This window comes from Flavobacterium gelatinilyticum, from assembly GCF_027111295.1.
GTDB lineage: Bacteria > Bacteroidota > Bacteroidia > Flavobacteriales > Flavobacteriaceae > Flavobacterium > Flavobacterium gelatinilyticum.
The window spans coordinates 2,002,067-2,027,918 of record NZ_CP114287.1; the positions used below are offsets into that span (position 1 = coordinate 2,002,067).

Genomic DNA, 25,852 nt, shown 5'->3' on the forward strand with positions numbered 1-25,852 from the left:
AAGCACCTTAAACCGATCTGCCCGCTTTTTTTGAACGGGAATTACTTTTTTTTTCTTTCTGAGAGGTCTCATCGGAATTGTCAGTCAGGTCTGCGCTCTTTCCTTTGGACTGCGACTGCTTCTCGTTCTTGCTTTCACGGTCATTTATTCTCTGCAGAGAAGAATCATAAACCTTAATAGTCTTAAACTGGGGATTAGCTTCCACAAACTGTTTTCTCTCCTCTCCTCCCACCACAAAAGTTACGGACTGCAGATTGCCTTTTTTCAGAGAGTTCATCAGATCTTCCTTGTACTGAGGTGTCAGAAGTTCTTTTATTGAATGCTTTTCCAGCGAAGCTTCCAGATCATATCCATAGTTCTGATGATAATGCTGAAGTTTGAAATTTCCACGGTCGTCACTTTCTTTGAAGTCCATACGAATCCAGCAATTATAGGCTTCACCGTCCTTATTCTTTAAATCCTTATTGACCGATCTGCCCTCCATCAAATTATACGCCTCTTTGAGAGTGATGCTGGTATTATCATTATTAATATAAAAAGTCTGTTCCAATCCCGGCTTATTATGCTCTTTCTGGAGATTAACCTGATAGCTATTGAAAAAATACATATCGCTCTGGTCGGACTTTTTAAAATTCAGTTCAACGGTTACTGTATCTTTGTTAGGGACACCATTGTTCATAATACCGGTATGCATCAATTTAAAGTCCTTATCCCCTTTCTGGATATTCTCTCTTAATTCAGCATCAAAAGTTTCTCCGAATCCAGTATATTTTAACTGGTCTTTCAGATACTGTACATTTTTCTCGTTCATGATATTCACATTTAAAATTAGTACTGATTATAAGTTACCCAGTATTTCAAGATTTACCAGGTGCCTGTTTTTTATATTAAGTTCAAGATTCCTGCCTCCATTTTTCTCAAAGACCTGCATTGTGAATTTCTTCTTTTCCGGTATCGTAAATTTAGATATCGCAAATACTACTGTAGTTTCTGATTTGTCGGAAATCCTGCTAAATTCTCCGGTGCATAAAAGCGGTGTCATTTCTATTTCCTGAGCTGCAGTTCTTTTGGATTTTTTCTGGTCTCGGATAAAAAAACGAAGCTGGTCCACATCGTAATTAATTCTGGAATCATTCCCTAAAACCAATCTGAAATACATCACGTCCTGATGAATAAAAATGCCGTCAACCTTAAACTCAATTTCTGCTTTTTTTGAAACCAGTCCGCTTACCTTATTTTTCTTGAATAGAGCAAGCAGGGCATATTCTTTTATTTCTTTCTGGTTTTCGTTCTCAAGGGAAAACAGCAGCGATTTATCCTCGCCAATTCGTAACCGTGCATCCACATTTAATGTAGGACACAGATCATCAAAATTTAAAATGAAACTGTAAAGATTACCGTCGGAAGTTACAACAGTCAGGTTAGTCTGTGGAAAATTCTGTTTACCGGCTTTAAGAAGCAGGATATTTTCCACTCCCTTTGCTTTCTGCACCAAAACATCACGGCTTCCGATATCAAGGCTTTTTACTGCATACGGAAATAAAATACTGGTGGTTTTTGTATAGCTAAGCTGTATATTATTAAATTCGGCTTTAGCATCATACTGTGCAGAAACTGAAAGACCAGCCAGAAAAATAAATGTGATAATTAGTGTCTTTAAATTTTTCATTTCCTTTTAGTTTAAAGTTATTGTTCATTATTTTCTTTTTCATCGTAGAGAAGCACTTTGTAACCTGCCTTGACTCCTACTTTTATCAGCTTAACTTTCCTGCTTAAAAGTGATTTGGCCGCCTCCACTCCCATTCCTGCTGCTTGGGCTCCCCAAGAATCACTGACTCCTGCCAGTCCAATATTCTGCATGGACCTATCAGCGGATGCTTTTGCTACATCCCTGTTTATGGCTCCAGGAATGTAAATCCCTTTAATGCCATCTATATCAAAAACAGATAGTTCAACCGGGAAAAGGGAATTCTGGTATTTTATGGTATTGATCTTTATTTCAAGCCTTTCTCCCTTAAGTGAGGCTGTCCCAAAAACGAAACTGTTTTTTGGAATTAGTACACCGTTGATAAAAACGTCACTTGCAAGTCTGATTTTTACAATAGAACCGTTGACAATCGTCTGCGTTTCATGAACCGCTGCCTCAACTGCGTTCTGATTTTGTTCATCTTTGATTTCACCATCAAGCGAATAAAATGAATTTGCTGACTGCTCATAATTTACTTTGTTGGTCTGAAGAGAGCTCAGGTTTAGCTCTTCAGCTTTTCTGTTCACTGAAAAAACTTTTCCTTTTTGAAGCTTTGAGTTCTGACGCAGTTTTTCCTGTACACGTTCTGGGTGCTGGATATCCAGAATATTTTCCAGCATGCCGCCAAGCTGGACAAGTTCAGGATCAGGCTCAGAAGGCGCACTCATGGCTGCCATGAGCTGTTCAAGATTTTTCAACTCGGCTGATTCACCATGAGGCATTTTCTGGTACTGAAATTCCCTCATATCCTGACCGCTCTGATATTCTTTTGGAGGCTCCGCAATAGCTTTCTGGAGCGCTTCAAGTTTCTGGTACATCTTCTTTTCATTCTCTGGTTTTAGATAGTCTGTTTTCAGTCCGTTTTGTTTATCATTCCATGCAACCTCATCCGTATCAAAAAAACGTTTTGATTCAAGATTATCATTATCTTCCGCACCAACCGAATAATTAGGATCTTTCTTTTTTTGTTCCTGCAGTTTTATCGAATCAATTGATGCCTGGTCATAATAGCTCATTTTATCCAAACTGGAATCTTCCTTTAGTTTTGGATTTGGAAGCAGCATATTAAATCCTTTTTTTTCAGTTCCTGAAATTAGATTTTCTGTTCCTTTGCCTCCTCCAAGCACCCAGAACAGCATGGTTATAAATGGAAGAACAAGCAGTGGAAGAACCAGCATCATACTGCGATTCTTTTTCTCTCTGGCTGAAAGTGTTTTATGTTCCATAATCTTATTTTTTATAGTTAGATGAATTAGTTTCGTTGAGCTTCGGACTGCTGGTAAAATCGTCAACGTTAGAATTTTGATTTTTAGACAAATCGATTAAGTCTGCTGCATTTATTACACTGTCGATATATCTGCTGAGATTGGATCTCTCAGCATATTTGTTAAATGGCAGATCCAGAGAATGCATATGGCCTACCTCATCATTATAAGCAGGCTTCACTACTTTTACTGCATCAATATTCATTGATTTTTGACTTTCTGACAGAAAACCGCTCAATGCGTTATAAACACATAAAATCGTTCCAAGGGCGGCAAAAATGATTAGTGAAAACTTAAGCTGTGAATTTGAAAGGTCTCTAGTCAGCCTATTCATTTCTGTTACCCACCAGAATCTGATCAGCATATATGACCTTGAAGACTTTACATTCTGTCTTTGTTTTCGCATCAGACTTCTCATGGCTTTCGGTTTACTGTTCCAAGATCTTTGTTCTCAAGAGTATTGAAGCGTTCAATCAAAAACCCATGCGGATTGTTATCGCTCCTTGAAACATTTCGCAGCGTTCCTTCTGTAATCAGATTTCTGTTCAATATGCTTGTTGTCCTTATAATGTTCTGCCGGGCATAGCATTTAAAGCGGTAGGGATATTCATTAATATCAATTCGGACGCTGTCTACAATAACAGTCTGGCTTATATTTCCTGATATAATTCCCGAATAATATCCGTTTTCTTTTAAATCATCATATATGCGTTTAACAGAATTATCAGCCAGATACAAGGCCTTGGTTACATTGGCTTTAATTACCTTATCATCTGGGTCAAGGCTGAAGAAAAACTGATGGAATGTCCTGACATGATCCCTTGCTTCAACAGGTACATTATCCTTACGATCTGATGCGTATGCCTCAAGAGCTTTTCCATTTGCGAGGATATAAACCTTGTCCTGCATCAAAGCGACGGAACTGAAACTTTTATAAAGAGCATAACAGGTTATGGCAGCGCAGCAAAGAATAACCAGCATGGTAAATCCTCTTATATGACGAAAAGCAGTATCTATATTTTTCATTTTACTAAACATAATCGAGTGCTTTTAATTTTTAGAGTTTCCCTTGAGCTTCTCGCTCATGTAATTTCCTTTTTCCTCAAAATAAGGCGACGCAGCTGCTGAAGATGACATGCTCTGGCTCATTCTGCCTGCTGCATTTCCCATTGAATCCATAACCATTCCTGCTCCAGTGGCAGCACCACCAATCACAGTAGAAGTTGATCCGCCAAACAAGCTTGTCACTTTCTGTCCCAATGCGCTTCCTCCTGATGCATGCACGATATAATTGGCCACGGAAGGCACAGTAAAGTACCCTACAATTCCTATAATCATGAAAATTAAGTATCCGATATCGGTCCTGCTGAAAAAAGTATCTCCCGAAGTATTAATCTGTGAGATATCCAGCCTCAGCATCTGTTCCTGAATCTTCCCGATAATGCTGCCGAAAATGTTGGCAACGGGAAGCCAGAGATAAATGTTTATATACCTGGCGAGCCAGACTGTCAGGGTATGCTGGAATCCGTCAAAGACTGCGATACCAAATACCAAAGGCCCTAAGATGGACAGCACCACAAGCTGGAATGTTCTGAGAGTATCAATACACAATGAAGAAGCTTCGAAGAGAATTCTCAAAATTTCGCTGACCCATTCCTTTACAGAATTCCTAAAACTATATGACGCTTTCTCCATTGCAAATTTTACATCATTCCCGATTCCTTCCATAAGTCCTTCATCTGAAGGATCTGCACCGTCATGGGTGTATTTATACCATCTGTCGCGGTCGCCTGTGCCCAGCACTCCGACATACATTTTCCAGGGTGCGCTTTCTTTGACTGCTTTTTCTTTTTCTTTCAGCAGCACTTCGATTCCTTTGTTTGACCCCTCAACCATAGAAGCTGTGGCAGTAACTGTTGGTTTCATGACCCCGTTTATGAGCGCCAGAACAGAAGGAAAAATCATAATACAGAAACCGATCACAAAGGGCCTGAAGAGCGGATAAAAATCAATCGGTTCTGCGTTGGCAATATGACGCCAGACTCTTGAAGCGATATAGAAAATTGCAGCAAATCCCGCCAGCCCCTGCCCGACTCCAATCAGATTGCTGCAAAGCGGCATCATCTCATCGTAAAGCTGTTCCAGAACTGCATGAAGACTGACGATATTATCTCCGAGTCCCTGTGCAGAAACTGTTTCAGGGAACATAAAGAGCATTAATACTAATACAGCTGATTTGAAAATATTTATCATAAGGCCAGAGTTAATTTTTAAATTGATAAACGTTCCGCACCGCAGTCACATCATTAGCTTCCTTAGAACGCTGCAGTGCAAGCACTGATATTGATCCATTGAAATCATTTAGAAAGAGCACCTTCTGCTGCATATCTTCATATATCTTGTCAATAGCTGCAAGCCTTTCGTCATCGCTCATTCGGAGTTTATCAGCTGTTACGATGGAAGTCAGTTCGTCTAAATTTCTGAGGCTTTCCCTGCTTAAATTAGAATACACTTTTTCAAAATACTGGATTTCCTGCGGCCTGAAACTTTGATTTTTAATGATACGGTCTATCCCTTTTCTGCTTCCCCTCATAAGCATAAACTGATAATAAATAATATCCCCGACTCTTTTGTAATTCTTAACAACGGGACTTACCTGCATCAGGGCATCCAGGAAAGTCTTATGAAGTGAAAAATTTCCTTCCGACATATCTTTGACAGCCTTATACCCTCCGCTGAGAATATCATATCCTTTCTTCATGTCGCTTAATATCTTTTTAAACTGCGACAGCTTTTCAATATTTAAAATAAGCTGCTGGATTTCGGCTGACTGCGCCTTTACCGAAAAAGGCATACACATCAGAAAAAGCATTCCAAAATATATAAGTAACTTTTTCATGTTATTAGTGTTTATAAGCCAAGCAGAACTTCGGCTTGTTTTACATCATTTTTTTCTCTTGCTTTTGATAATCCCAGAAGTTTAATCTCACCGCTGAATTTTTTACAGAAAGCATAATCATCCCGCGCAGCTTCATAAAGCTTATCAATACGTTTAATACGTTCATCATCTTTCATTTCAAGCGATGTACTGGTTGTGATTAGAACCAGTATATCAAGATTGTCATCACAGCTGTCCAGCAGGCGCCTGAAAGTCCTTTCAATGTATTCAAGTTCATTTCCGAGAAATAGATCATCCTGTGCGAGACTTGCTAAAGTATTTTTATATGTCTTAAAAATTTCAATGTGAAGAGTGATTATTTCAGCCACCCTGCCGTAGTTTTTTACTGTAGGATTAATCGATAACAATGATGTGAAATAATCGTTGTGCAGGTTTACTTCTCCTTTCTTTGCATCTGATATAAAGTTAAGTCCGCTTTTAACTGCCTTATAGCCTTTTGCAGCATAATCCACATAAGTTCGCAAAGCTGCTATCTGAAGCAGCAGCATTCTTTTCTGTTTTGCCTGCTGAGCCTGAAGCTGGTATGCAGATAAACAAACAATCGCAAGAAGCATTATTATCTTTTTCATCATTTTTAATGTTGATTACGGAATTCCGTAAAATTGTTTCACTTTAGCTGCATCAGCATCTGTTTTTGCTCTCTGGAGGCTTAGCAGTACATTCTGCTGGTTAAAAAGTCTCAGATCATTGTAATTTGAATCTATCTGATCCGCTGCTGTATTTATAATTTCGAGTCTTTTCAGATCGCTCATCTGCGTGGTGAAAGATTCTATCATTAAAAATATCTGGTCGATATTTTTCATGCTTTCTCCAAGAATTCCGTCATACACTTTTTCCATGTATTCAAGTTCAGAGATCTTGAAATGGTCATCTCTTTTAAAAAGATTCCAGGCCTTTTCATATTCCTCAATCAAACGGGTCTGTTTTTCTGAAATTTCTTTAATTCTCTGATAGTAGGTTATAATAGATTTTACTTTCTGCAGTTCGTCGTAATAATCTTTATAGAGATTACGCTGTTTTTTTGTCCAGTCCGAAATCTCATCGAGTTTCAGTTTTGAAAGCGTGTTTTCAATCTGCTTCTGTGCATTCTGAAGCCAGATGGTCTTATTCTGCATTCTCTGGATCCCCAGATCAATTGCCTTTATTACTTTCTTGGTAACTGCTTTTACAATCTCCAGTATCGGCAGGGCTGCTGACTTTTCTGCTGGTCTTGCAGGCATGCTTACTAAAAAGAAACACATTAAAAATGTGACAGCTTTAATTTTCGTTTTCATTTTTACACTAATTTAAGTTCCGCTTCTTAATTCCTGAGCCATAGCGGCAATTCCTTTTTTTATGTCTCCTCCAAATTTCTGGGCGTAGGCATTCATTTTTACTTTCTCGCTTTCCTCTGTAGTGTAGGCAAGATATTCCTCCAGAGACACCTCTGTCCTGTAAACCTTGGACAGCATTCCTCCAAGAGATATAAAAACTTCCTTGTATTTCTTGGAAGGATCATTTGCTTTGTTCACCGAAAGCACCAAAGCTTTTTCCTTGTCAGTCAGCCCAAGCAGTTCCTGAATCTGGTCAAACTTATTTTGATATTTGCTCTGGTCCAGCAGAATTTTGCAGTCGCTGTTGTTGATGATTGCCTGCTTCACTACAGGCGATGAAATGATATCCTCCACTTCTTGAGTTACGACAATTGCCTCCCCGAAGAACTTACGCACAGTTTTAAAAAGATACTTGATATATTCTGACATTCCTTCCTTCGCAATGGCTTTCCATGCTTCTTCAATTAGAATCATTTTTCGTATGCCTTTCAGTTTTCTCATCTTGCTGATGAATACCTCCATGATGATGATGGTCACTACTGGAAAAAGAATCGGATGGTCTTTGATGTTGTCCAGTTCAAATACAATAAAGCGCTCTTTTAGCAGATCCAGATTTTCAGCAGCATTGAGCAGATAGTCAAACTCTCCTCCGCTGTAATAAGGACGAAGCACATAAAGGAAATTATTCACATCAAAATCCTTATCTTTTACATTATCACCCTGAAGAACTGTTACAAACTCCTGTTTTAAAAACTCATAAAAAGTATTGAAACAAGGAAAAATCGATTCATCCTTATCCAGTTTTTCGAAATACAGCTGCAACGCATTTGAAAGCGCCACATATTCGCTTCTATTAAAGGTTTCATCATCTTTCTTCCATAAAGCCAGCAAAAGTGTTTTGATGCTTTCCTTTTTCTCGGTATCAAGACTGTCTCCTTCCCCGATATAGAATGGATTAAAACGGATAGGGTTCTTTTCGTCGTAGGTAAAATAATAGCCGTTTACCATATCACATAAGCCTTTATAGCTGTGCCCAACGTCCACCAGAACAATATGAGTCCCCTGTTCGTAATAGCTTCTGACCATATGATTGGTAAAGAAGGATTTTCCGCTTCCAGAAGGCCCCAACACAAACTTGTTTCGGTTAGTACAGATTCCCATTTTCACTGGCTCATCACTGATATCCACATGAACAGGTTTTCCGGTCAGGCGATCTCCCAAGCGAATGCCGCAAGGGCTTAGAGAGGATCGATAACCCGTCTCCATATTCAGAAAACAGACTGCCTGCTCGGTAAAAGTGTCAAAAGCATCGTTCATTGGAAAATCTGCTGCGTTTCCGGGAATCCCCGACCAGTAAATCTGCGGAGCTCCAACAGTTTCCTGTTTGGCGGCCGCGTCCATCTGCGCCAGCGCAGATGACACTTTGTTTTTTATGTCTTTCAGCTCTTCCTTTTCAGATGTCCAAGCAAGAACATTAAAATGCGCTTTCACAGGCAGGCGCTGCTGCGCGATAGCTTCGTTCAAAAAATCGTTGGTTGCGTCCCTTGCAATCATATTTTCTCTGCTGTAAGCAGACAATGACTGAAGTCTTAATCTTTTGCTCTCCAGTTTCTGGATTGTTTTCTGCGAATCTTCAATGAAAATATACTGGTTGTATATGTGATTGCAGGACAGCAGCTGGCCCAGTGTTGAGGCAAATCCAATGCTAAACTTTGTCTTATCAGTTGAGTAACGGTCAAAATTGATTCTTGAACCGCAGAGCGCCGGCAGATCAGCGGCATCCCCAAGAGTAAAAAGCTGGCTGTGCTTATCCCCTATCTGCATCCCGTCTGAAAACTTGAGATCATTATAGATATACAAATTTTCATTTTCAGAAAGAAAACAATACTTTTCAATAAGCCCTGTGTTTCTGCTCTGGCTTTTCAGTTCATCATTTTGAAGTCTTGTCAGCCGTATAAACCCGCTGTCTTCCATGATCCTTTTAAACTGGCCGGTGCTGTCAATGAAATCTTGGAGAAACTGCAAATTGAGAGTTTCGTCAGGCACAAGATTATTCCTTATAAGATTAGAAAATAACGAACTGGAATTTTTTCTTCCTGCTGGTTTCTTGGTAATCATTATATAACATGAATGATCCAGAAATGGCCTTTCATTAAAAAATCTCTCACTGCTTCTGGTTAAAAAACTGCTGTCTTCATTATCAAAGTCCGCTTTATAGCTGCTTTGTAAAAACCAGTCCTGTTTATGAAAAACTGTGAACTTCGGCAGAATTTTTATCGCCTTTATCCATGACTGGTGAAACGCCTCGTACTCCTGGTCAGACATTGTGAAAATTTCCGGCAGATCCGCCTTAAAAACCACTGTTATATCACCCTGTTTTGATAAAATGCAGTCATGCTGCACGTCCATTATCGGTAAAACATCACCTAACTCCTTTTCCATTTTTCCTAGTTTTACTCTTCACATTTTTCATATAGAGACTTCTGGCGGTATTCAAAATATGGAGCCCAAGATTTGGGTCCACACAGTTGCGAAGCACCTGTCTTTTGTTTGAAATATTAGATCCCTTTAAGCAGAAACCTAAAGCCTCTTCAAGTTCAGGAATCTGTGCATGACGTATTTTAATCACTGTCTTTATTTCCAATTCTGGAATCTGAAAATTGGACCAGAAAAGATGACGCTGAAGGGCTGCATCAGGTTCGATAAGCGCAGTGTAATAAGGTTTGACATTTTCAACGGCCCATAAACACTCGGCATTATGCTGCAGAAATAAAATTTCCTGATACAGCCTCATATCGGGAAATACAGCAGGAGTGCCTCGGAATCTCACGCAGATATTCTGCCGGAAAGAGGAATGTGACTGGCACGGCGGTGATGACCAGATAAAATCAAACTCTTTGTAATGATCCAAAAGATACTGGTGTGCATCCCCTACAATCACTTTATCTTCTGGAAAGTTCTGCGAGTAAAATGCTGCCAGTGCAGGATCCAGCTCAACTGCAGTAACCGATATCTCATCCCAGTTTTTTCTGTTTCCGCCAATTCCGGCATATAAGTTTAAGACCTTCATAATCCATCCTCATCTATTTAACGTTCTTCAACTATCACTTAATAAAAACTGCCCTGCTGCGCACCTTAATACATTTAGGAATCTGCCTCGCAGCTAAAGCTTTCATCATGCCGAATTCACCATACTGCCTGCTCATTTTATAGATCTTAATCACCATCACAGTTCCTGCCGTACCAATTAAAGCCACACAGACAAGAGAGGGAATGCCGACTATGAAAAGCACCGCAAAAACAATCATAAGTCCCACGACACCTCCGCCCAGATACCATACGTACTGGGCTTTCAGGCCTTTAAATTCAATTGACTGATTGATCCCTTTGTTAATCTGATAAACACTGCTCATTTTAAAGCCGATTAAACACCAAAGAAAGATTTGATCACAGTGGCAACCACTACCAGAAAGACGCAGCTGCCAAACCATGCTGCTGCCACTTTACCTGTGTCGGGATCGCCTGCATTCCACTTCTGATATACTTTCACCGCTCCTATGAGTCCCAGTATTGCTCCAACTGCATACATAAGTTCTGTGCCGGCATCAAAATAGCTTCTCACCTTTTGGTTGGCCTCATTGATTCCGGCAACACCATCTTGGGCATATCCATTCCCACTAATTATCATAACCAAAAGAATAGTGGCTATGAATACCTTGTTTGTTTTAAAAAAACGCTTTAACTTTATTCCATCACTCAACATCGTACATCATTTTAAAGATTAATACTATTTCAAAAAGCAGAGGAACAGCGCCGTCGCATCATCTATTCTCCTTGTCACATTTTACCATACCGCACTAGAGCGGACGGGGAAAGTTCCTCTGCTGTCATTTAATTATTTTCTTCCCATAGTTCGTCTGCCTCAGTAGAAGTGAGAAGCAGTTCAGGGTGCTTTTTGGTTTCGTAAGCAAGCAGATTATTTACATTGCTGCGTAAAGAAGAGATCTTCACATAAGGATATTCAGAGAGTATTAATCTGATGTAATTATTGAATTCCTGCTTTGCACGGCCCAGTTCGGCGCTTTCTGAAACTGCTCCAGTCAATCGTTCTGACAGTTCTTTAACCTCATCAAGGGTAGCAAAAGATTCTTGAAATGCTTCATTGAGATTTGCAGGATTACCATCTTCCTGGTCAGAAGAAGGCAAGAAATCATTTTTTGTTTTTTTTCCTAATGACGGAAAACCAATTTTCTTTCTGCCTGAGAGAATCTGCTTTATTTCAGAAGAATAATAGCGTAACCCTGTATACAGATACCAGAGAACTAATAGAGTAATAACAGCCACTAGGTAACTGTTCCAAGAAATAGAATTTAACATAGCATTTTTCATTTATCATTCAACATCATCTCATACTATGAATAAACCAGAAAGAACAATTATGGTTTATTTTACATTCCAAAGTAACTGTGGAAATAAAACTTCTACAAGTACAACTTTTTCTGTACCCCAGCTGTACCCCTGTACCTCTCAATGATATTACGGGCTTAGCAAAGGGCAGTAATTTAAGTCCATAAAAAAACCTCCTTATTAGGAGGCTGATTTTTGCTTTTTTTAGATATTTATTTTTCCATAATTTTCTTAAGCATCATAAGTTCGGCATCTTTCTTCTCAATAATCTGCCAGCCATTATCTGAGAATATGAAATATGCTTTTTCTTTTTTTTCGGCAGGAAGGCCTGGCCATAGTACTCCAAATGCATTCATATCATATTTTACATTGTACTCGGCTACCGCTATTCTGTTGTCACTAGTTTCTGCAGTTATCAAAATGATTTTATCAAACTTTCTAGTTCCAATCTTAACCTTCTGAATTTTAGATTCTCTTTCCTCTAAAGTTGTTTCAAGCAAGAAGTATTTTGACATGGCTGTAAATTCGATCAAAGGCTTATCGCGATCCTTAAATTCTCTTGTTTCCATAATCTTCACAAGGCCTTTCTCCTCCAGACCAAAGTCCAGCATTCTTCTTGCATGAATAGGATCGCTGCAAAAAACTTCAAAATCTATAACAGTTGGATATTTGTATTTTGTAATAATCAAGTTTTCCGCAGTTTTAAAATCCAATTCTTTATTCTGGCAGGAGATAAAAAGAAACAAAAGCAATGGTATTATTTTTAATAATGTTTTCATAATCTCAATAATTAAATTAATATTCTTTTATATGCTTAATAATTTTCTCTAATGTTTTAATAACAAATTCTTTATCCTTTTCCTCAGGATTGTAGGACTTGCTTCTTACCGACTGATACGATAGATTCCGTTTAAATGGTGTTGACAGATAAGGAACAATCGTTTTAAAAATCAGGCTCATTGACTTGGCCTTTAATATCCTTGTTTCATCGGTTGCTCTTAAAATCAGACCCATTTGATCAGAAGAAAGGGTGCATTGGATTTTATTTTGGTCAGCAAGATGTGAGGGATTGCTATTTTTTTTAGAAGATGAGATATCTTGAGCTTCAATTTTATCTCGGTTTTGAAGGAAACTAATTTCTGATACAAACCAATTCTCCAAAACATCCTTAATGTTCTGATGGCTTGCATCGAACGTTATTTTCACATTTGAGTGAAGCTGTTTAAAATCCTTGAAAAATAGCAGAAGCAGGTTTAATTTGGCAGATTGTTTCTCGGTTTTGTAAATCTGTTCGGTCATTCTTTCTGTTAGAATTGAAATATATTGCACCGAATTAAAATTATGGTCGATTAGAAGTTCATCAAGAGGACTGAAAATGGAAAGATTTTCCATCTCATCATTATGTTCATCTAACAGCTTTAAAAGCTCCCGGAAATAAAGGATCCGGCGATAAGTTAGTTTCTTTCCGTTTTCTGCTTCAATTGCATTCTGTACTATTTTTACAACTCGCTTGATTGTTACTTTGTCAGACTCACAACTTAAATTCCTTTTACTGATTCTTTGCAGTTTTAATGCTAGTTCCTTTCTGCAAACCATAAGATAGGTAATTGGAACTCTTTCATCTAGGCTCAAATAATAAGAGAATCTATCCTCGATGAAAGAAATCAGATAATCCAGGTTTGAAATGAGAAGATCAGCAAGCTTCCGTATTTTGTCAGATTGAATGACCTTTTCCGTTCGATTTTCCATAATACTGTCCAGCAGAAAAATTAGTGTTGAATGATATTGCCTGACTGTGACGCGTATATGTCGTTTCTTCTTTAATGAAAAAACTTCATTTTTTATATGCACCTGTATTTTTATAGATTCCTTGGAAATATTCTCAGAAATAACTGCTATATCATTATCAGTCAAACTGTCAATATTCATGCTTAATGGATCAAAAGTCTGCAGTATCAAAGAATCAAACCATTCTAATGGATATATATTATTCATCATAGCATAGTTTTTTTTCGATAATTACATCAACCACTAGCTGCCTTTGAATTTTTCAAAAGAATTAGATCGATAATCAGAAAGCGATAAAGAAGTGTACTTTTTAAAAAATATCCTAAAAATTGACAGACTTTCGAATCCCAGTTCTTCTGATATTTCTAACAAACTAAGCTGACCATCTTCCAGAAGAATCTTAGCCTCGCTTATAAGTGCCTCTATAATTAATATTTTGACGCTTTTGCCGGTAATTTCTTTTACCACTCTGTTTAAATAAATTGGAGTGATAAAAAGAGCTCCTGCATAAAATTGAACGTGATGCTGTTTTTTATAGTGAATTGACAATATTGTCAAAAACTCCATAACAATATTTTCCTTTCGAGTGAACTTAGGCATCGAATTCCCAACATACTTCGTATAAATAACTTTAAGTTCATAAAGGAATAAATTTAAACTTATGCGGTGTAGCTCACTTTCATATCCCTCTCTTTGTGCATTCACATTTACATAATATACAAGCCTATAAATAAGAGACAAAACTGAATATTCGTTTTCATTCAGTGATGCTTTCATTGTTTCTTTCCTTATAAAAAAGTAAAACGAGTCGATTAGCTCTTTTTTGAGACAGTTTTTAACCGTAAACTCTGAAGAGAATGTAACTAGATAAATCTGCAGTTTATCGTGAATTTCAAGAATATTACAATCTGAGTCTTTAGGAATTATAATTAAATCGCGTGCCGACAAATCTTGAATAACGTCTTCAAGTTTTAATTTAAATCCTCCTGATCTTATTAGCAAAAAGGCTAAATTTTCAGACTTAAATTCATCTACACTATTAGTGACTTTTTCATACTTTTTAATAAGGTGAATATCGAATCCGTCAATAGGAAGGTTTTGCAGTTTCGTGTTGATTAAATTCTTTAACATTATCCTAATTTTATCATTTTTAAGATGTATCCAAGTATTTAATCTTTAAATTTCCTTCTAATTATGAGAAAAAAAAAGAAATAAAGATTGGAAAGAGTAATTACATATAGAACATATGCAGAAATTCTAAGGTTGTTACATAAACTTAATACATTATGATTTTCGGCTTCCATCTCATCATAGGTAAAAAGACCTATGATGAAAAAGAGACCTATAAGATTTACTAAAATCAAGAGTGGAAATAAAATGCTTCGCAGTTTCATTCTAATAGGATTTTAATAATCTATTCAATTTTATTTGATTGCGTTTAAAAGAACCGCCAGATTAATATATGTCATTTGGTTCTCTTTCAGGAAGGGAACTGAAGGCCTGTTTGTCACTGATGTCTTCCAATCAGGATCACGTTGTCTAGCCTCGGCATATAGGGAGTATCTCGAAATTGATGAAACTTTTAAAATTGTATCTTTTTCATCTTCTTCCAAAATTGAATCAACCACAACAGCTGCCTCATATGATACGATGTGTTCATATACCTCATCATAATCGTCCTGCGCTCTACTAATTAAATCCGCAACAAATTCATTTAAATTTGTTTTTACAGCTATACTCAAATCGGCTTCATTAATAATTTCTACAAGTTTTCCTTCAGGATCTGATAAAATCAATGATATCAATTCTGGTGTTATAGTAATGACGCTTTTACCTGTCATTTTACTATCTCCGCGTTTAGCCAGTAAAAAGAATACTTGATCAATTAAGTGCTCATTAGAGCTAGGATATCCATATTTAGAAACATAGAAGTCAAGGTCATTGTAAAAATTAATACCTGTCTGTTCAAAAGGATTAAACTTATTAAAAGCATTTATTCCTTTTTCATTTGCATTTGGAACCACAGTGTTCACAATTTCAGAATTATAATCTTGGTCAGCTGAACATGAAAGTACCAAAAAAGCGGTCATGCTCATTAATAAAAAACTTTTCATTTCTCAATAGTTTGACGGTGAGCGGGAATTACCCCAGTCCATTTCATCCGGATTGGCAGAACTTTAATTCAGCACCTTGCTGAACATTTTGCCTTTGAATTCGGAGCAAATCTATTTCGTAAAAAAGCCTTGCGCAAGCCATTGTGTATGGATTTCCATGAAATTACACTATGGATTTCATGGAAATCCATACCTCATTTTAACATAACAATTCCTTAACATTCAACTATTTAACCTATTTTTACAAATGGCTTTAGAAAGATAATCCTGCAGTGGCAAATTTTCTTCAGGATTCATTAAATCACAATGAAATATCTCTAAAAAATATCGCCCGTATGAGACAAAATTTAATATTTGTAATGCTGTTTTGTGTTTTTTATTCTGAATTCGGTTTTGCACAGAAAAGAGAATTAAAATCAACTGATTCATTAAAATATAAAACTTATACTTACCTAGACGATCAATTGTATAAGTATCGAGAAGACAGTTCGAAAGCGTCTGTATATCTCTTCAGTTATCTACATAAAGCTAAAAGAGAAAAAAACTGGAAACAGATAATTTATGCATACCAAAATATTCTTCATCATTCTCCTGAAAAATTACGCCTAATTTACGCAGATAGCATGATTTACAGTGCTAAAAGATCAGCTGACAATACTATGCTTGGCTCATCATATCTCTCAAAAGGAATAGTGTATTATGGTCGTAAAGATTATGAGAATGCTTTCCAGTATTACATTAAGGCAAATATCTATATTTCTGTTTCAGATGATAAATATCTTATCAATAAGGTAAAATATCATATGGCTCAAATCAAATACTATCTTGGGTTTTATGACGAAGCCATTTCATTATTTAATGATTGCTTAGTCTATTTCAAAATTGAAAATACCACAGCTTATCTCAACACACTTCATTCAATTGGAGTGTGCTACAACAGAATTGGAAATTACGGACTGTGTTCTGATATTAATAGAAAGGGGATTAGTGAAGGCAAATCTATGGGAATTCCTGACATGGAGATCTATTTTATTCATTCGGATGGAATTAATGAATATTTCAAAAAGAATTATCATCTAGCAGTGTCAAAAATAGAATCAGTTATTGGAAAAGTAAAAGACAATAGAGATTTTGCTAATGAAACAGTAGGATACTTTTATATCGGTAAGAGTTTTTGGGCAGTAAAAAATAAAGAGAGAGCCCTTCCCTATTTAGTAAAAGTTGATTCTGTTTTTCAAGACAAAAACTATATAAGACCTGATCTTCGTGAGGCATACGAGCTTTTAATTAGTTATTACAAAAATAAAAAAGATCTCAATAAGCAATTGTACTACATCGACCAGCTACTCCGCGCAGATACAATATTAAATAATACGTACAAATATCTTGTGACTAAAATACATAAGAGCTATGATACCAAAGAACTAATAATTGAGAAAGAAAAAATTCTAACTGAAAATACGCAGATTCATAAAGAACTTGCAAAGGAAAAGCATTATGACTTAATTTTTGCGGGGGTTATATTGGTACTTTTTACCGTATCTTTTTATCTTAACTACAGGCATCAAAAGAATAAAAAGTTTTATAAAAAGAAATTTGATGAACTTATACTTGAATTAAACACCAAACCTCAAGATACAAAAGAATCGACAAAAGAGAAAGGAGTAATACTTGATATACCCTTCGAGACAATTACTTCTATTTTAAATGCATTACAGAATTTTGAAGATTCTAAAAAGTTTCTAGGAAAAGATCTTCGCCTCAATGTGGTCGCTTCAATGCTACATACCAACTCAAAATATCTCTACAAAGTAATTTCACATTACAAAGGAAAACGTTTCGTAGAATATATTAATGACCTAAAAATAGATTATATAATAGAATTACTAAAGAATGATAGAATGGCAAGAAAATATACTAATTCAGCTTTAGCGGAAATGGCTGGTTTCAGCAGTACGCAGCAATTTGCTCTTGCGTTCAGGCAAAAGACCCAAATGCCAGTTAATTTTTTTATCGAGCAAATAAGCAAATAATTCATTTTTTTGAACTCGTTTTAATCTGTAACTTTTACATTTGCTGCCGTAATTAAAAAAAAAGACAATATGAAAGATCTAATCGCAAAGATTAATGCAGAGATTGAAACATTCAAAACTGAATCTGATTCTCTATCGGAAAAAGGAGTTAAAGCTGCTGGAGCTCGAGCTCGTAAATCTTCTTTGGAAATTGAAAAACTTTTAAAAGAGTTTAGAAAAGTTTCTATTGAGGAATCTAAAAAATAATCGCTACATGCTCAATTAAAAAGCCTTTCAGAAATGAAGGCTTTTTTATTTATTGGTCTGACGTTCCTTTTCAAGCAAATCAAATTGAATTCTTAAAGTCTTTTTTAGAATATTATAGTAATCAATTTTTTCCTGTGTTAATTTAGCCTCTAAGTTAAACGATTCTTCAACAATCACTATTAGCGATTCCAAACTTTTTAAGACAAATAAAGATTTAAAGTCTATTTTTAAGTAACGACTTATCGTATAAATCTTATCCCATCCACTAATACTTTCAGCACGCTCAACTCTTCCGATCATCGTTGAACTGTAGTCTATTTTGAGTCCAAGTGTATGTTGAGATAAATTTTGTTTTAATCTACCCAATCGAAGCATACATCCAATCTGCAGATTAATTAAATTTAACTCTATTTCACTTGTTGTTTCCATTTAGTAAAAATTGAGAAAAAAGATTAATTTATTCGATACAAATTTGTATCGAATAGAATATTTTGTTATATTTGTCACAAATAATACATTCAAAAATGTAATTTTGCGACTCTTCAATTAAAATATTTGAAGCATTCGCTTTGAATCTCGTTTCAGAAAACTGGTAATTTTTAACGCACGAGATGATAAGTAAGATGCTCACGTCATAGGCGTGGGCTCACTTATTCGTGCGTAAGGTATACCAGTACCTCTGAATCGTTTAAGCTGAGTTCTACGCCTTTTTTACTTTAACTCCTCTTTCCTATTCATCGCAAATCCTTCATTATTTTTCTATCGCATTAGTAACTGTATACTAACCAAAAAAAAATGCCTGTGAATTAAAATCAAATTTGCTTAAAAATTAAGCATAAAATTGGCCCTCAACGGCAGCGACCAAACTAGCGAAGAGGACCTTAGCTAATCAAAATCAATTTAACTAACCAAAACCAATATTATGAATTATTTTTCATTCTTCAAGGATGGAAAGGGATTTTATTGCCTAATATTTATAGGCTTTCTTTTTTCTTTTTCATCATCATTTGGCCGTAATATAGATCGGTATAATACATTTTTTCAGGAAAATCAGGTACACGGAACTGTAACTGATGGCTCAAATCCTCTGCCTGGCGTAACAATTTCGATAAAGGGTAAAACTAATAATTCATCCATTAGCGACTTTAATGGACAGTACACAATAAATGCCTTAGCTAAGGATACACTGATTGTCTCATTTATAGGATTCAAAACTAAATTTATTGCAGTAAACAACAGCACTAAAATTGACATTAAGCTGGAATATGATACAACTACGCTACAGGAGGTCCGGGTAAATGCTGGTTATTATTCCGTAAAGGAACGCGACCGTACGGGGAGTATTGCCCGGATTACCTCCAAAGATATTGAAACACAGCCTGTCACTACTGTTGTGGCAACCATGCAGGGAAGAATGGCGGGTGTGAATGTAATTCAGAATACCGGGATGCCTGGAGGTGGTTTTACCATAGAGGTTCGCGGACAAAACAGTCTTAGGGCAGAGGGAAATGACCCTTTGTATATTATTGACGGAGTTCCTTATTCTTCACAGACCATCGGAAGCAGGTATACATCAGGAAACATGCCTATACAAAATAGCCCATTAAACAGCATAAATCCCTCTGACATTGCTAATATCGAAGTATTAAAAGATGCTGATGCAACCGCCATTTATGGCTCACGCGGTGCAAATGGTGTAGTCTTGATTACCACTAAAAAAGGCAAAATAGGTAAAACCCGCTTTACAACTACCTACGCAGGAGGTATTGGTCATGCCACCCGTTTTCTAGATGTTATGGAAACTCCTACCTATCTTAACATGCGTCGTGAAGCTTTCGCGAACGATGGTATAGTCAATTACCCTTCATCGGCATATGATGTCAACGGAACATGGGACCAAAACCGTAACACCAACTGGCAAAAAGAACTTATAGGAGGTGCCGCTTCGTATACCAATATTCAATGCGCACTAACTGGCGGTTCAGAGCAGACGCAATTTTTGCTGAGTGGGAATTACAGCAAAGAAACTACCGTGTTCCCAGGGAATTTTGATTACATCAAAGGTGGTGGACATTTAAATGTCAGCCATGAATCAGCAAATAAAAAGTTCCGTATCAACATCTCCGCATCATACACTTTGCAATCCAGTAGCCTGCCTTCGGTTGACATTACCAGAAACGCCTTAACCATGGCTCCCAATGCGCCATCATTATACGATGAAAACGGAAATTTAAACTGGGAGAACAATACTTTTGAGAATCCTTTAGCCAGACTAGAGGGGAAAATTCAAGGGAACACAAATGACCTGCTTGCCAATGCACTACTTTCGTATGATTTGGGCACAGGCTTTACCATTAAAAGCAGCTTTGGGTATACAAACCTGAACCAGAAACAGCTGACACTTTCTCCATCCACTATTTACAATCCTTCCTATGGCGCTGGAAGCGAATACTCAAGTGTTTACTCCAATGATCTTGTGCGCAGTTCTTGGATCGTTGAACCTCAGTTAGTATGGAACAAAAACATCGGAAAAGTAAAATTAGAAGCATTCGCAGGAACTACTTTTCAACAGCAAAAAGGAAATCAGTTTAATAGCTATGCAGGAGGGTTTGCCAGTAACAGCTTGATGGAAAATCCTGCCTCAGCATCAACCTATCTTGTTTTAAAATCTGATGAAAATCTATATCGATACAATGCCTTTTTTGCCCGCGTTAATTTCAATGTTCTTGGTAAATATCTCTTTAATTTCACTGGTAGACGCGATGGTTCAAGCCGTTTTGGCTCCGACAAACGATTTGCCAACTTTGGGGCAATTGGAGCTGCATGGGTTTTTAGCGATGAAAGTCTCATCAAACGAAATCTACCTTTTTTAAGCTATGGAAAGCTGCGTACCAGTTACGGAACCAGCGGAAACGATCAAATTGGCGATTATCAGTATCTAGATACTTACAGTACTTCAAGTCAAAACTACGCGGGAATCTCGGGTATGGAACCAACCAGGCTTTACAATGCTGATTTTGGCTGGGAAACTAATCGAAAATTAGAAGTGGCACTAGAAACCGGATTTCTAAACGATTGCATTTTCACCACTTTGGCTTGGTATCGTAATCGATCATCCAATCAGCTTGTTGGGGTTCCATTAGCAGGAACGACTGGGTTTAGCAACCTCCAAGCGAATCTAGATGCAGAAGTACAGAATAGCGGTTTGGAATTTACAATTCGAGCCTTGAACATAAAACAAAACGATTTTACATGGAGTACCAGCTTTAATATAAGCATTGCAAAAAATAAACTGCTGTCTTTTCCCGGACTAGAGGCCTCAACTTATAAAAACCAATATGTCATCGGTGAACCAACCAATATAATTAAAGTATATCGTTATAAGGGACTTGACCAAGTTTCAGGAGCCTACACGTTTGAAGACGTGAACGGCGATGGGATATTGTCACCAGCGGATGATAAAACAACCACTAAAAACCTGAACCCAAAATACTATGGCGGGCTTCAAAACCAATTTAAATACAAAAATGTTACATTGGATTTCTTATTTCAGTTTGTAAAAAAAGAAAATTTCAATGAAAATTTTGGAGCATCAATGCCAGGTACCATGTTCAATCAGGCAAGTGCCGTAACCAATCACTGGCAACAATCAGGTGATATGGGACCATATCAATATTACAGCACAAATAGTCCGGTTCTTAGGTCTTCCAATGCACGACTTTCCCAGAGTGATGCTGCTATTAGTGATGCTTCCTTTATTCGATTGAAAAACATTTCCCTCTCCTATGATCTACCGCTAAACTGGACAAAAAAATTTAATTGTAAACTCAGTTTGCAGGGTCAGAATGTGTTAATCTTCACCAAATATAAGGGAGTTGATCCAGAACTTATTACGCCAGGCTATTTGCCACCGCTGCGAATTTACAGTACTAGCATACAGTTTACTTTCTAATCTTAATCCTTTTATCATGAAAATACCTCAATATAAAATAAACATATTTCTACTGTTCGTTATTTTTTTGGAACTGGTATATGCCTGTGACAATTTTACTGAAGTAGAACTGCCGTCTTCACAGCTTACCGCCAGAGCTGTATTTGAAACTAAAGAGACCGCCAATGCAGCCATGATCGATATTTATTCCAAAATCAGGGAAAACGGTCTTCTTACAGGCAAAAGCACTGGCACTGGAAGCCAATTTGGTTTGTATACTGATGAGCTAACCTATTATGGTCAATCAGGAACCGGACAGGCAAATTTTTACAATAATTCAATTCTGGCGTCAGATTCGGAAATTTCGGAGTGGTGGAACAGCAGCTATAGTCAGATTTATGCCGCAAACGCTGTTTTGGAAGGTGTCGCTTTATCCAAAACTCTAGAGGCAATTGATAAACAGCAGCTTATTGGTGAAGCGCTTTTTGTACGTGCCCTGATACATTTTTATCTGGTCAATACTTTTGGTCCAATTCCATATATCAGTACAACTGACTACAGGGCTAACGGTTCTGTGAAAAGAATGCCAGAAACGCAGGTTTATGAAAATCTTAAAAATGATTTACAAAAAGCGATTGATTTTTTGCCGCCAGCCTATAACGGAAGTAACAGGATAAGACCAAACAAAGGAGCAGCACAAGCTCTTCTAGCAAGAGTTTACTTATATCTCAGACAGTGGCAAGAGGCTTCCAACGCCGCTTCTGCTGTATTGAACCAGACCGATCTGTACGTATGGCCATCTTCGATCGATTCTTTATTTGTAAAAGAAAGTCTCTCCACCATTTGGCAATTAATGCCTGCTACCGATGGAACTAATACCTACGAGGGGAATGTTTTCAATTTTTCACAAGTTCCTCCCCCAGTAATGGCGATCAGCACTACATTATACAGCAATTTTAGCAGTAATGATCTGCGTAAAACACATTGGATTAAGAGTATAACTGATGGAACAAACATTTGGTATCATGCCTACAAATACAAGCTTGCCACCAATACCAGCACTTCAATGGAATACTCCATAGTATTGCGAATGGCTGAACAATATCTTATTAGGGCTGAGGCGCGTGCACAGGCCGGAGACCTTATCGGCGCTAAGGAAGACCTAAACAAAACACGTAATTTGGCAGGACTTCAAAATACGACCGCCATTAGTGCACCTCAGATTATTGATGCAGTGCTAAAAGAGAGACAACTTGAATTTTTTACAGAATTCGGCCATCGATTTTTCGATCTTAAAAGAGCAGGATTACTGGATAAAACCTTAACTCCGCAGAAACTGCAATGGAAAAGCAGTAATCAATTCCTGCCATTACCCGAATCAGAGCTACTATTAAACCCAAATCTCTCTCCGCAAAATGAAGGATATTAGATTGTCAAATAAAAGTCTTTTTATCAGGTTTACCTGTTTCATGTTTTGGTTAGTAACCTGTCCTTCTTCATTGGGACAGGCTAACCAAAAGCGACTGTTAACTCCTGAAGATTATAAGTTGTGGAGTAACCTGATACCTCGAAACTTGTCAGAGTATGGCAATTGGAGTGAATATCTATTGCAATATCCTTCTAGGAAAGACACGTTGTTTGTACAGCACAATACTACAGGCAAAAGGTATGCTTTTCCGCTGGGAAGGGATGGTCGATTCAATGCCGAGCTTGAATTTGGCTGTATTACCGGTGATACATTAATACTGCAAAACCTGCGCTCAGGCTTGCTGAGAAAAATTCCTCATGGTCAAGCATTGGGATTTTCAGCTGACCACCGATTCACAGTGCTTATTTTAAAGCGTTCCGATGGCAAATACAATCTTGAAATTATTGATGATTCTGGCAACTTAAAGGATAGTATAATGGAAGTAACAAACTGGCATTTTGATCCTGCCGGAAACGGTATTTTATACAGTACTAAATCCGCAGATAACTGTAGCATTGGGGTATTTCAATTAAAAGGAAAAATTGTAAAAAAAACAATCTTACAGGCAAGTAAATCGCCTTTTATAAGTCTGGCATGGAAAGAAAATCATGTGGCTTTCATTAAAAATGAGGCTGAACACATGCTACTTTATACTTACGACATAAAACTAAAAAAACTTTACGCTTTAGATCCTACGACCGCTAAAGGCTTTCCGTCGGATATGACTATTTCTGATAATCAGGCAAGCAGTCTGATACTTTCCAAAGATGGTACGCGCCTGATTTTTTGGCTAAAAAACAAAGGCGGTGATAAAACCCAGATTGATCCCAATGCCGTTCAAATTTGGAATGCAAATGACAGGGTTTTATTTGATTACAAGAAATCTTATGGAGACATCCGATATTATGATAAAATGGCAAGCTGGTCGGTGGAACAAAACGTAGTTCTGCCCATTCAGGACAAAGAACTGACACAAGGTTTTTTAAGTTCCGATTACCGCCATGCCTTTATTTATGATCGAACAGCTTATGAGCCCCAAAATAATCTTTTTGGTCCTTATGATTTATACATACTTGATCTTGAATCTGGGGTGAAAAAATGTATTGTAAAACAATATACCTCCGAAAAGAAGCCCGCAGGATCGCCCGATGGGAAATACTTGTGTTACGTGAAGGATGGTCACTGGTGGGTATACGATATTCAGAAAGAATCTCATACTAATCTTACGCATCAGATTTCCGAATCTTTTTTTAGGGAAGACAATAATATACCTGACGAAAAGCAGCCCTACGGCATTGGCGGCTGGACTAAAAATGGAAGCGTTATTCTCTACGACAGATTTGATTTGTGGCTGATGCCGTTGGACGGGCAGACTGCAAAAAGACTCACAAAGGAAAGAGAGACGAACATAACATTCAGGTTAAGGGAATTCAGTTCCGATCCAATGTACGGCAGTGACACAGAGTCGAAAAAATGTTTCCTAGATTTGGAAAAAGGTTTTATAATAGAAGCAGTAAATAAGGACACCGGGAATTCAGGACTATTCAGATGGAATGCTAAAACAGGACTGTCGCAGATTGTCTGGAAAAACAAAAAAATAAATCAACTTATTAAAGCGCAAAACAAAGATATTTACCTTTATTTAGAGCAGAACTTTGAGTCGCCACCACGCCTAATGCTGTTTGACGGAAAAGAAAAGGAAATTCTACAAAGTAATGTCCAGCAGAAGCATTTTTATTGGAGTAAAAACCAGCCCATCGAATATGACGTGAATGGAGTTAAAACAAAAGGAATTTTATTTTATCCTGCCGATTACAAGGCAGGGATGAAGTATCCTTTGCTAGTGCACATTTACGAGCGACAGTTTGCCTATTTGAATGATTATGAAAACCCTTCCGAATTCTCCCCTGATGGTTTTAACATTAATCATATCGCAGCGAAAGGCTATTTTATACTGTATCCAGATATTCAGTATAAATTTGGAAATTTAGCTCAATCCGTTACGCAAAGTGTGCTTTCTGCTGTTGATAAAGTAGTGACGATGGGCATGGTTGATCCCGCCAAGGTTGGGCTTATGGGACATTCGTTCGGAGGCTATGAAACCGATCTCATTATCACCCAGACAGATCGCTTTGCGGCCGCAGTTTCTGGTGCTGCCTGGACTGATCTAGTTAGCTGTTATTTGTATGTGAGTGGGACTTCTAAAAGACCCGATTTCTACCGCGCTGAGAAAGACCAGCTTCGGATTGGAAAATCACTGTACGAAGATACTGAAAGTTACTTGAAAAACTCACCTGTTTTATTGGCACAAAATGTAAAAACACCTTTACTGGGTTGGACAGGGGAAAACGACAGACACATTCATTCTTTTCAAAGTATGGAATTTTATTTGGCTCTGCGAAGGTTAAATAAAGAACATACCTTACTGGTGTATCCCGGCGAAGGTCATCAGTTAGATCAAAAGCAGAATCGGAAAGATCTGACCAACCGGATTTTGGAATGGTTCGACTATTATTTGAAAAATGGAGACCGTAAGGATTGGATGAATGCAAATCGATAAGAATTTCCTTCACTGTAAATA

At 37.4% G+C, this 25,852-nt stretch carries 24 protein-coding genes; 5 read left to right on the top strand and 19 right to left on the bottom strand.

Annotated features, from left to right (window positions below):
* Window positions 1-7: 7 nt before the first annotated feature.
* The 18 genes from OZP11_RS08620 to OZP11_RS08705 form a co-directional block, all read right to left on the bottom strand.
* Window positions 8-811 carry a hypothetical protein gene (locus tag OZP11_RS08620; RefSeq protein ID WP_281235514.1) on the bottom strand — a complete coding sequence of 268 codons (804 nt, stop codon included), beginning with the start codon at window positions 809-811 and terminating at the stop codon, window positions 8-10.
* Between the two features lie 27 nt (window positions 812-838).
* On the bottom strand, window positions 839-1,669 hold the full coding sequence (gene traN, locus OZP11_RS08625) for a conjugative transposon protein TraN (protein ID WP_281234813.1): 831 nt from the start codon (window positions 1,667-1,669) through the stop codon (window positions 839-841).
* Window positions 1,670-1,686: 17 nt separating this feature from the next.
* A complete protein-coding gene (gene traM / locus OZP11_RS08630) occupies window positions 1,687-2,973 on the bottom strand; it encodes a conjugative transposon protein TraM (RefSeq protein WP_281234814.1) in 1,287 nt (428 codons plus the stop codon).
* Between the two features lie 4 nt (window positions 2,974-2,977).
* Window positions 2,978-3,217: a hypothetical protein gene (locus OZP11_RS08635; protein WP_281234815.1), complete on the bottom strand. Its 240-nt coding sequence runs from the start codon at window positions 3,215-3,217 to the stop codon at window positions 2,978-2,980.
* A gap of 209 nt (window positions 3,218-3,426) precedes the next feature.
* Window positions 3,427-4,050 (bottom strand): conjugative transposon protein TraK, encoded by a 624-nt coding sequence (traK, locus tag OZP11_RS08640; RefSeq protein WP_281234816.1) that lies wholly within the window; start codon window positions 4,048-4,050, stop codon window positions 3,427-3,429.
* Between the two features lie 12 nt (window positions 4,051-4,062).
* On the bottom strand, window positions 4,063-5,229 hold the full coding sequence (traJ, locus tag OZP11_RS08645) for a conjugative transposon protein TraJ (protein WP_432419662.1): 1,167 nt from the start codon (window positions 5,227-5,229) through the stop codon (window positions 4,063-4,065).
* 46 nt (window positions 5,230-5,275) lie between these two features.
* Complete coding sequence (locus OZP11_RS08650; RefSeq protein WP_281234818.1) at window positions 5,276-5,911, bottom strand: TerB family tellurite resistance protein; 636 nt, start codon at window positions 5,909-5,911, stop codon at window positions 5,276-5,278.
* An 11-nt stretch (window positions 5,912-5,922) separates the two neighbouring features.
* The gene (locus tag OZP11_RS08655; protein ID WP_281234819.1) at window positions 5,923-6,543 is read right to left on the bottom strand and encodes a hypothetical protein; all 621 of its coding nucleotides are present in this window, start codon (window positions 6,541-6,543) and stop codon (window positions 5,923-5,925) included.
* Between the two features lie 12 nt (window positions 6,544-6,555).
* The gene (locus tag OZP11_RS08660; RefSeq protein ID WP_281234820.1) at window positions 6,556-7,245 is read right to left on the bottom strand and encodes a conjugal transfer protein TraI; all 690 of its coding nucleotides are present in this window, start codon (window positions 7,243-7,245) and stop codon (window positions 6,556-6,558) included.
* Window positions 7,246-7,257: 12 nt separating this feature from the next.
* Window positions 7,258-9,726, bottom strand: a complete 2,469-nt coding sequence (locus tag OZP11_RS08665) for a TraG family conjugative transposon ATPase (protein WP_281234821.1) — start codon at window positions 9,724-9,726, stop codon at window positions 7,258-7,260.
* Window positions 9,707-10,354 carry a DNA cytosine methyltransferase gene (locus tag OZP11_RS08670; protein ID WP_281234822.1) on the bottom strand — a complete coding sequence of 216 codons (648 nt, stop codon included), beginning with the start codon at window positions 10,352-10,354 and terminating at the stop codon, window positions 9,707-9,709. Before OZP11_RS08670 ends, OZP11_RS08665 begins: the two co-directional genes overlap by 20 nt.
* 34 nt (window positions 10,355-10,388) lie before the next feature.
* On the bottom strand, window positions 10,389-10,697 hold the full coding sequence (locus OZP11_RS08675; protein WP_281234823.1) for a DUF4133 domain-containing protein: 309 nt from the start codon (window positions 10,695-10,697) through the stop codon (window positions 10,389-10,391).
* Window positions 10,698-10,708: 11 nt separating this feature from the next.
* Entirely contained in the window at window positions 10,709-11,047 is a 339-nt protein-coding gene (locus tag OZP11_RS08680) for a DUF4134 domain-containing protein (RefSeq protein WP_281234824.1), read from the bottom strand.
* Window positions 11,048-11,175: 128 nt separating this feature from the next.
* Window positions 11,176-11,673, bottom strand: a complete 498-nt coding sequence (locus OZP11_RS08685) for a hypothetical protein (RefSeq protein ID WP_281234825.1) — start codon at window positions 11,671-11,673, stop codon at window positions 11,176-11,178.
* A gap of 230 nt (window positions 11,674-11,903) precedes the next feature.
* Entirely contained in the window at window positions 11,904-12,470 is a 567-nt protein-coding gene (locus OZP11_RS08690) for a hypothetical protein (RefSeq protein WP_281234826.1), read from the bottom strand.
* 16 nt (window positions 12,471-12,486) lie between these two features.
* Window positions 12,487-13,689 carry a hypothetical protein gene (locus OZP11_RS08695; RefSeq protein ID WP_281234827.1) on the bottom strand — a complete coding sequence of 401 codons (1,203 nt, stop codon included), beginning with the start codon at window positions 13,687-13,689 and terminating at the stop codon, window positions 12,487-12,489.
* Between the two features lie 33 nt (window positions 13,690-13,722).
* Complete coding sequence (locus OZP11_RS08700) at window positions 13,723-14,610, bottom strand: helix-turn-helix domain-containing protein (RefSeq protein WP_281234828.1); 888 nt, start codon at window positions 14,608-14,610, stop codon at window positions 13,723-13,725.
* Window positions 14,611-14,903: 293 nt separating this feature from the next.
* Window positions 14,904-15,593 carry a hypothetical protein gene (locus OZP11_RS08705; RefSeq protein ID WP_281234829.1) on the bottom strand — a complete coding sequence of 230 codons (690 nt, stop codon included), beginning with the start codon at window positions 15,591-15,593 and terminating at the stop codon, window positions 14,904-14,906.
* 335 nt (window positions 15,594-15,928) lie between these two features.
* On the opposite strand from OZP11_RS08705, the gene OZP11_RS08710 reads away from it, so the two are divergent.
* A complete protein-coding gene (locus OZP11_RS08710) occupies window positions 15,929-17,626 on the top strand; it encodes an AraC family transcriptional regulator (RefSeq protein ID WP_281234830.1) in 1,698 nt (565 codons plus the stop codon).
* 69 nt (window positions 17,627-17,695) lie between these two features.
* Window positions 17,696-17,872: a histone H1 gene (locus OZP11_RS08715; protein ID WP_056253890.1), complete on the top strand. Its 177-nt coding sequence runs from the start codon at window positions 17,696-17,698 to the stop codon at window positions 17,870-17,872.
* Window positions 17,873-17,917: 45 nt separating this feature from the next.
* Here the strand turns inward: OZP11_RS08715 and OZP11_RS08720 are convergent, their stop codons facing one another.
* Complete coding sequence (locus OZP11_RS08720) at window positions 17,918-18,301, bottom strand: helix-turn-helix domain-containing protein (protein ID WP_281234831.1); 384 nt, start codon at window positions 18,299-18,301, stop codon at window positions 17,918-17,920.
* 493 nt (window positions 18,302-18,794) lie between these two features.
* Between OZP11_RS08720 and OZP11_RS08725 the strand changes: the two genes are divergently transcribed.
* Genes OZP11_RS08725 through OZP11_RS08735 form a run of 3 tightly spaced genes read left to right on the top strand, consistent with a single transcriptional unit; the run spans window position 18,795 to window position 25,831 of the window.
* Window positions 18,795-21,824, top strand: a complete 3,030-nt coding sequence (locus tag OZP11_RS08725) for a SusC/RagA family TonB-linked outer membrane protein (RefSeq protein ID WP_281234832.1) — start codon at window positions 18,795-18,797, stop codon at window positions 21,822-21,824.
* 16 nt (window positions 21,825-21,840) lie between these two features.
* Window positions 21,841-23,232: a RagB/SusD family nutrient uptake outer membrane protein gene (locus OZP11_RS08730; RefSeq protein ID WP_281234833.1), complete on the top strand. Its 1,392-nt coding sequence runs from the start codon at window positions 21,841-21,843 to the stop codon at window positions 23,230-23,232.
* On the top strand, window positions 23,219-25,831 hold the full coding sequence (locus OZP11_RS08735; RefSeq protein WP_281234834.1) for a S9 family peptidase: 2,613 nt from the start codon (window positions 23,219-23,221) through the stop codon (window positions 25,829-25,831). The genes OZP11_RS08730 and OZP11_RS08735 overlap by 14 nt, the downstream gene beginning before the upstream one ends.
* The last annotated feature ends 21 nt before the right edge of the window (window positions 25,832-25,852 follow it).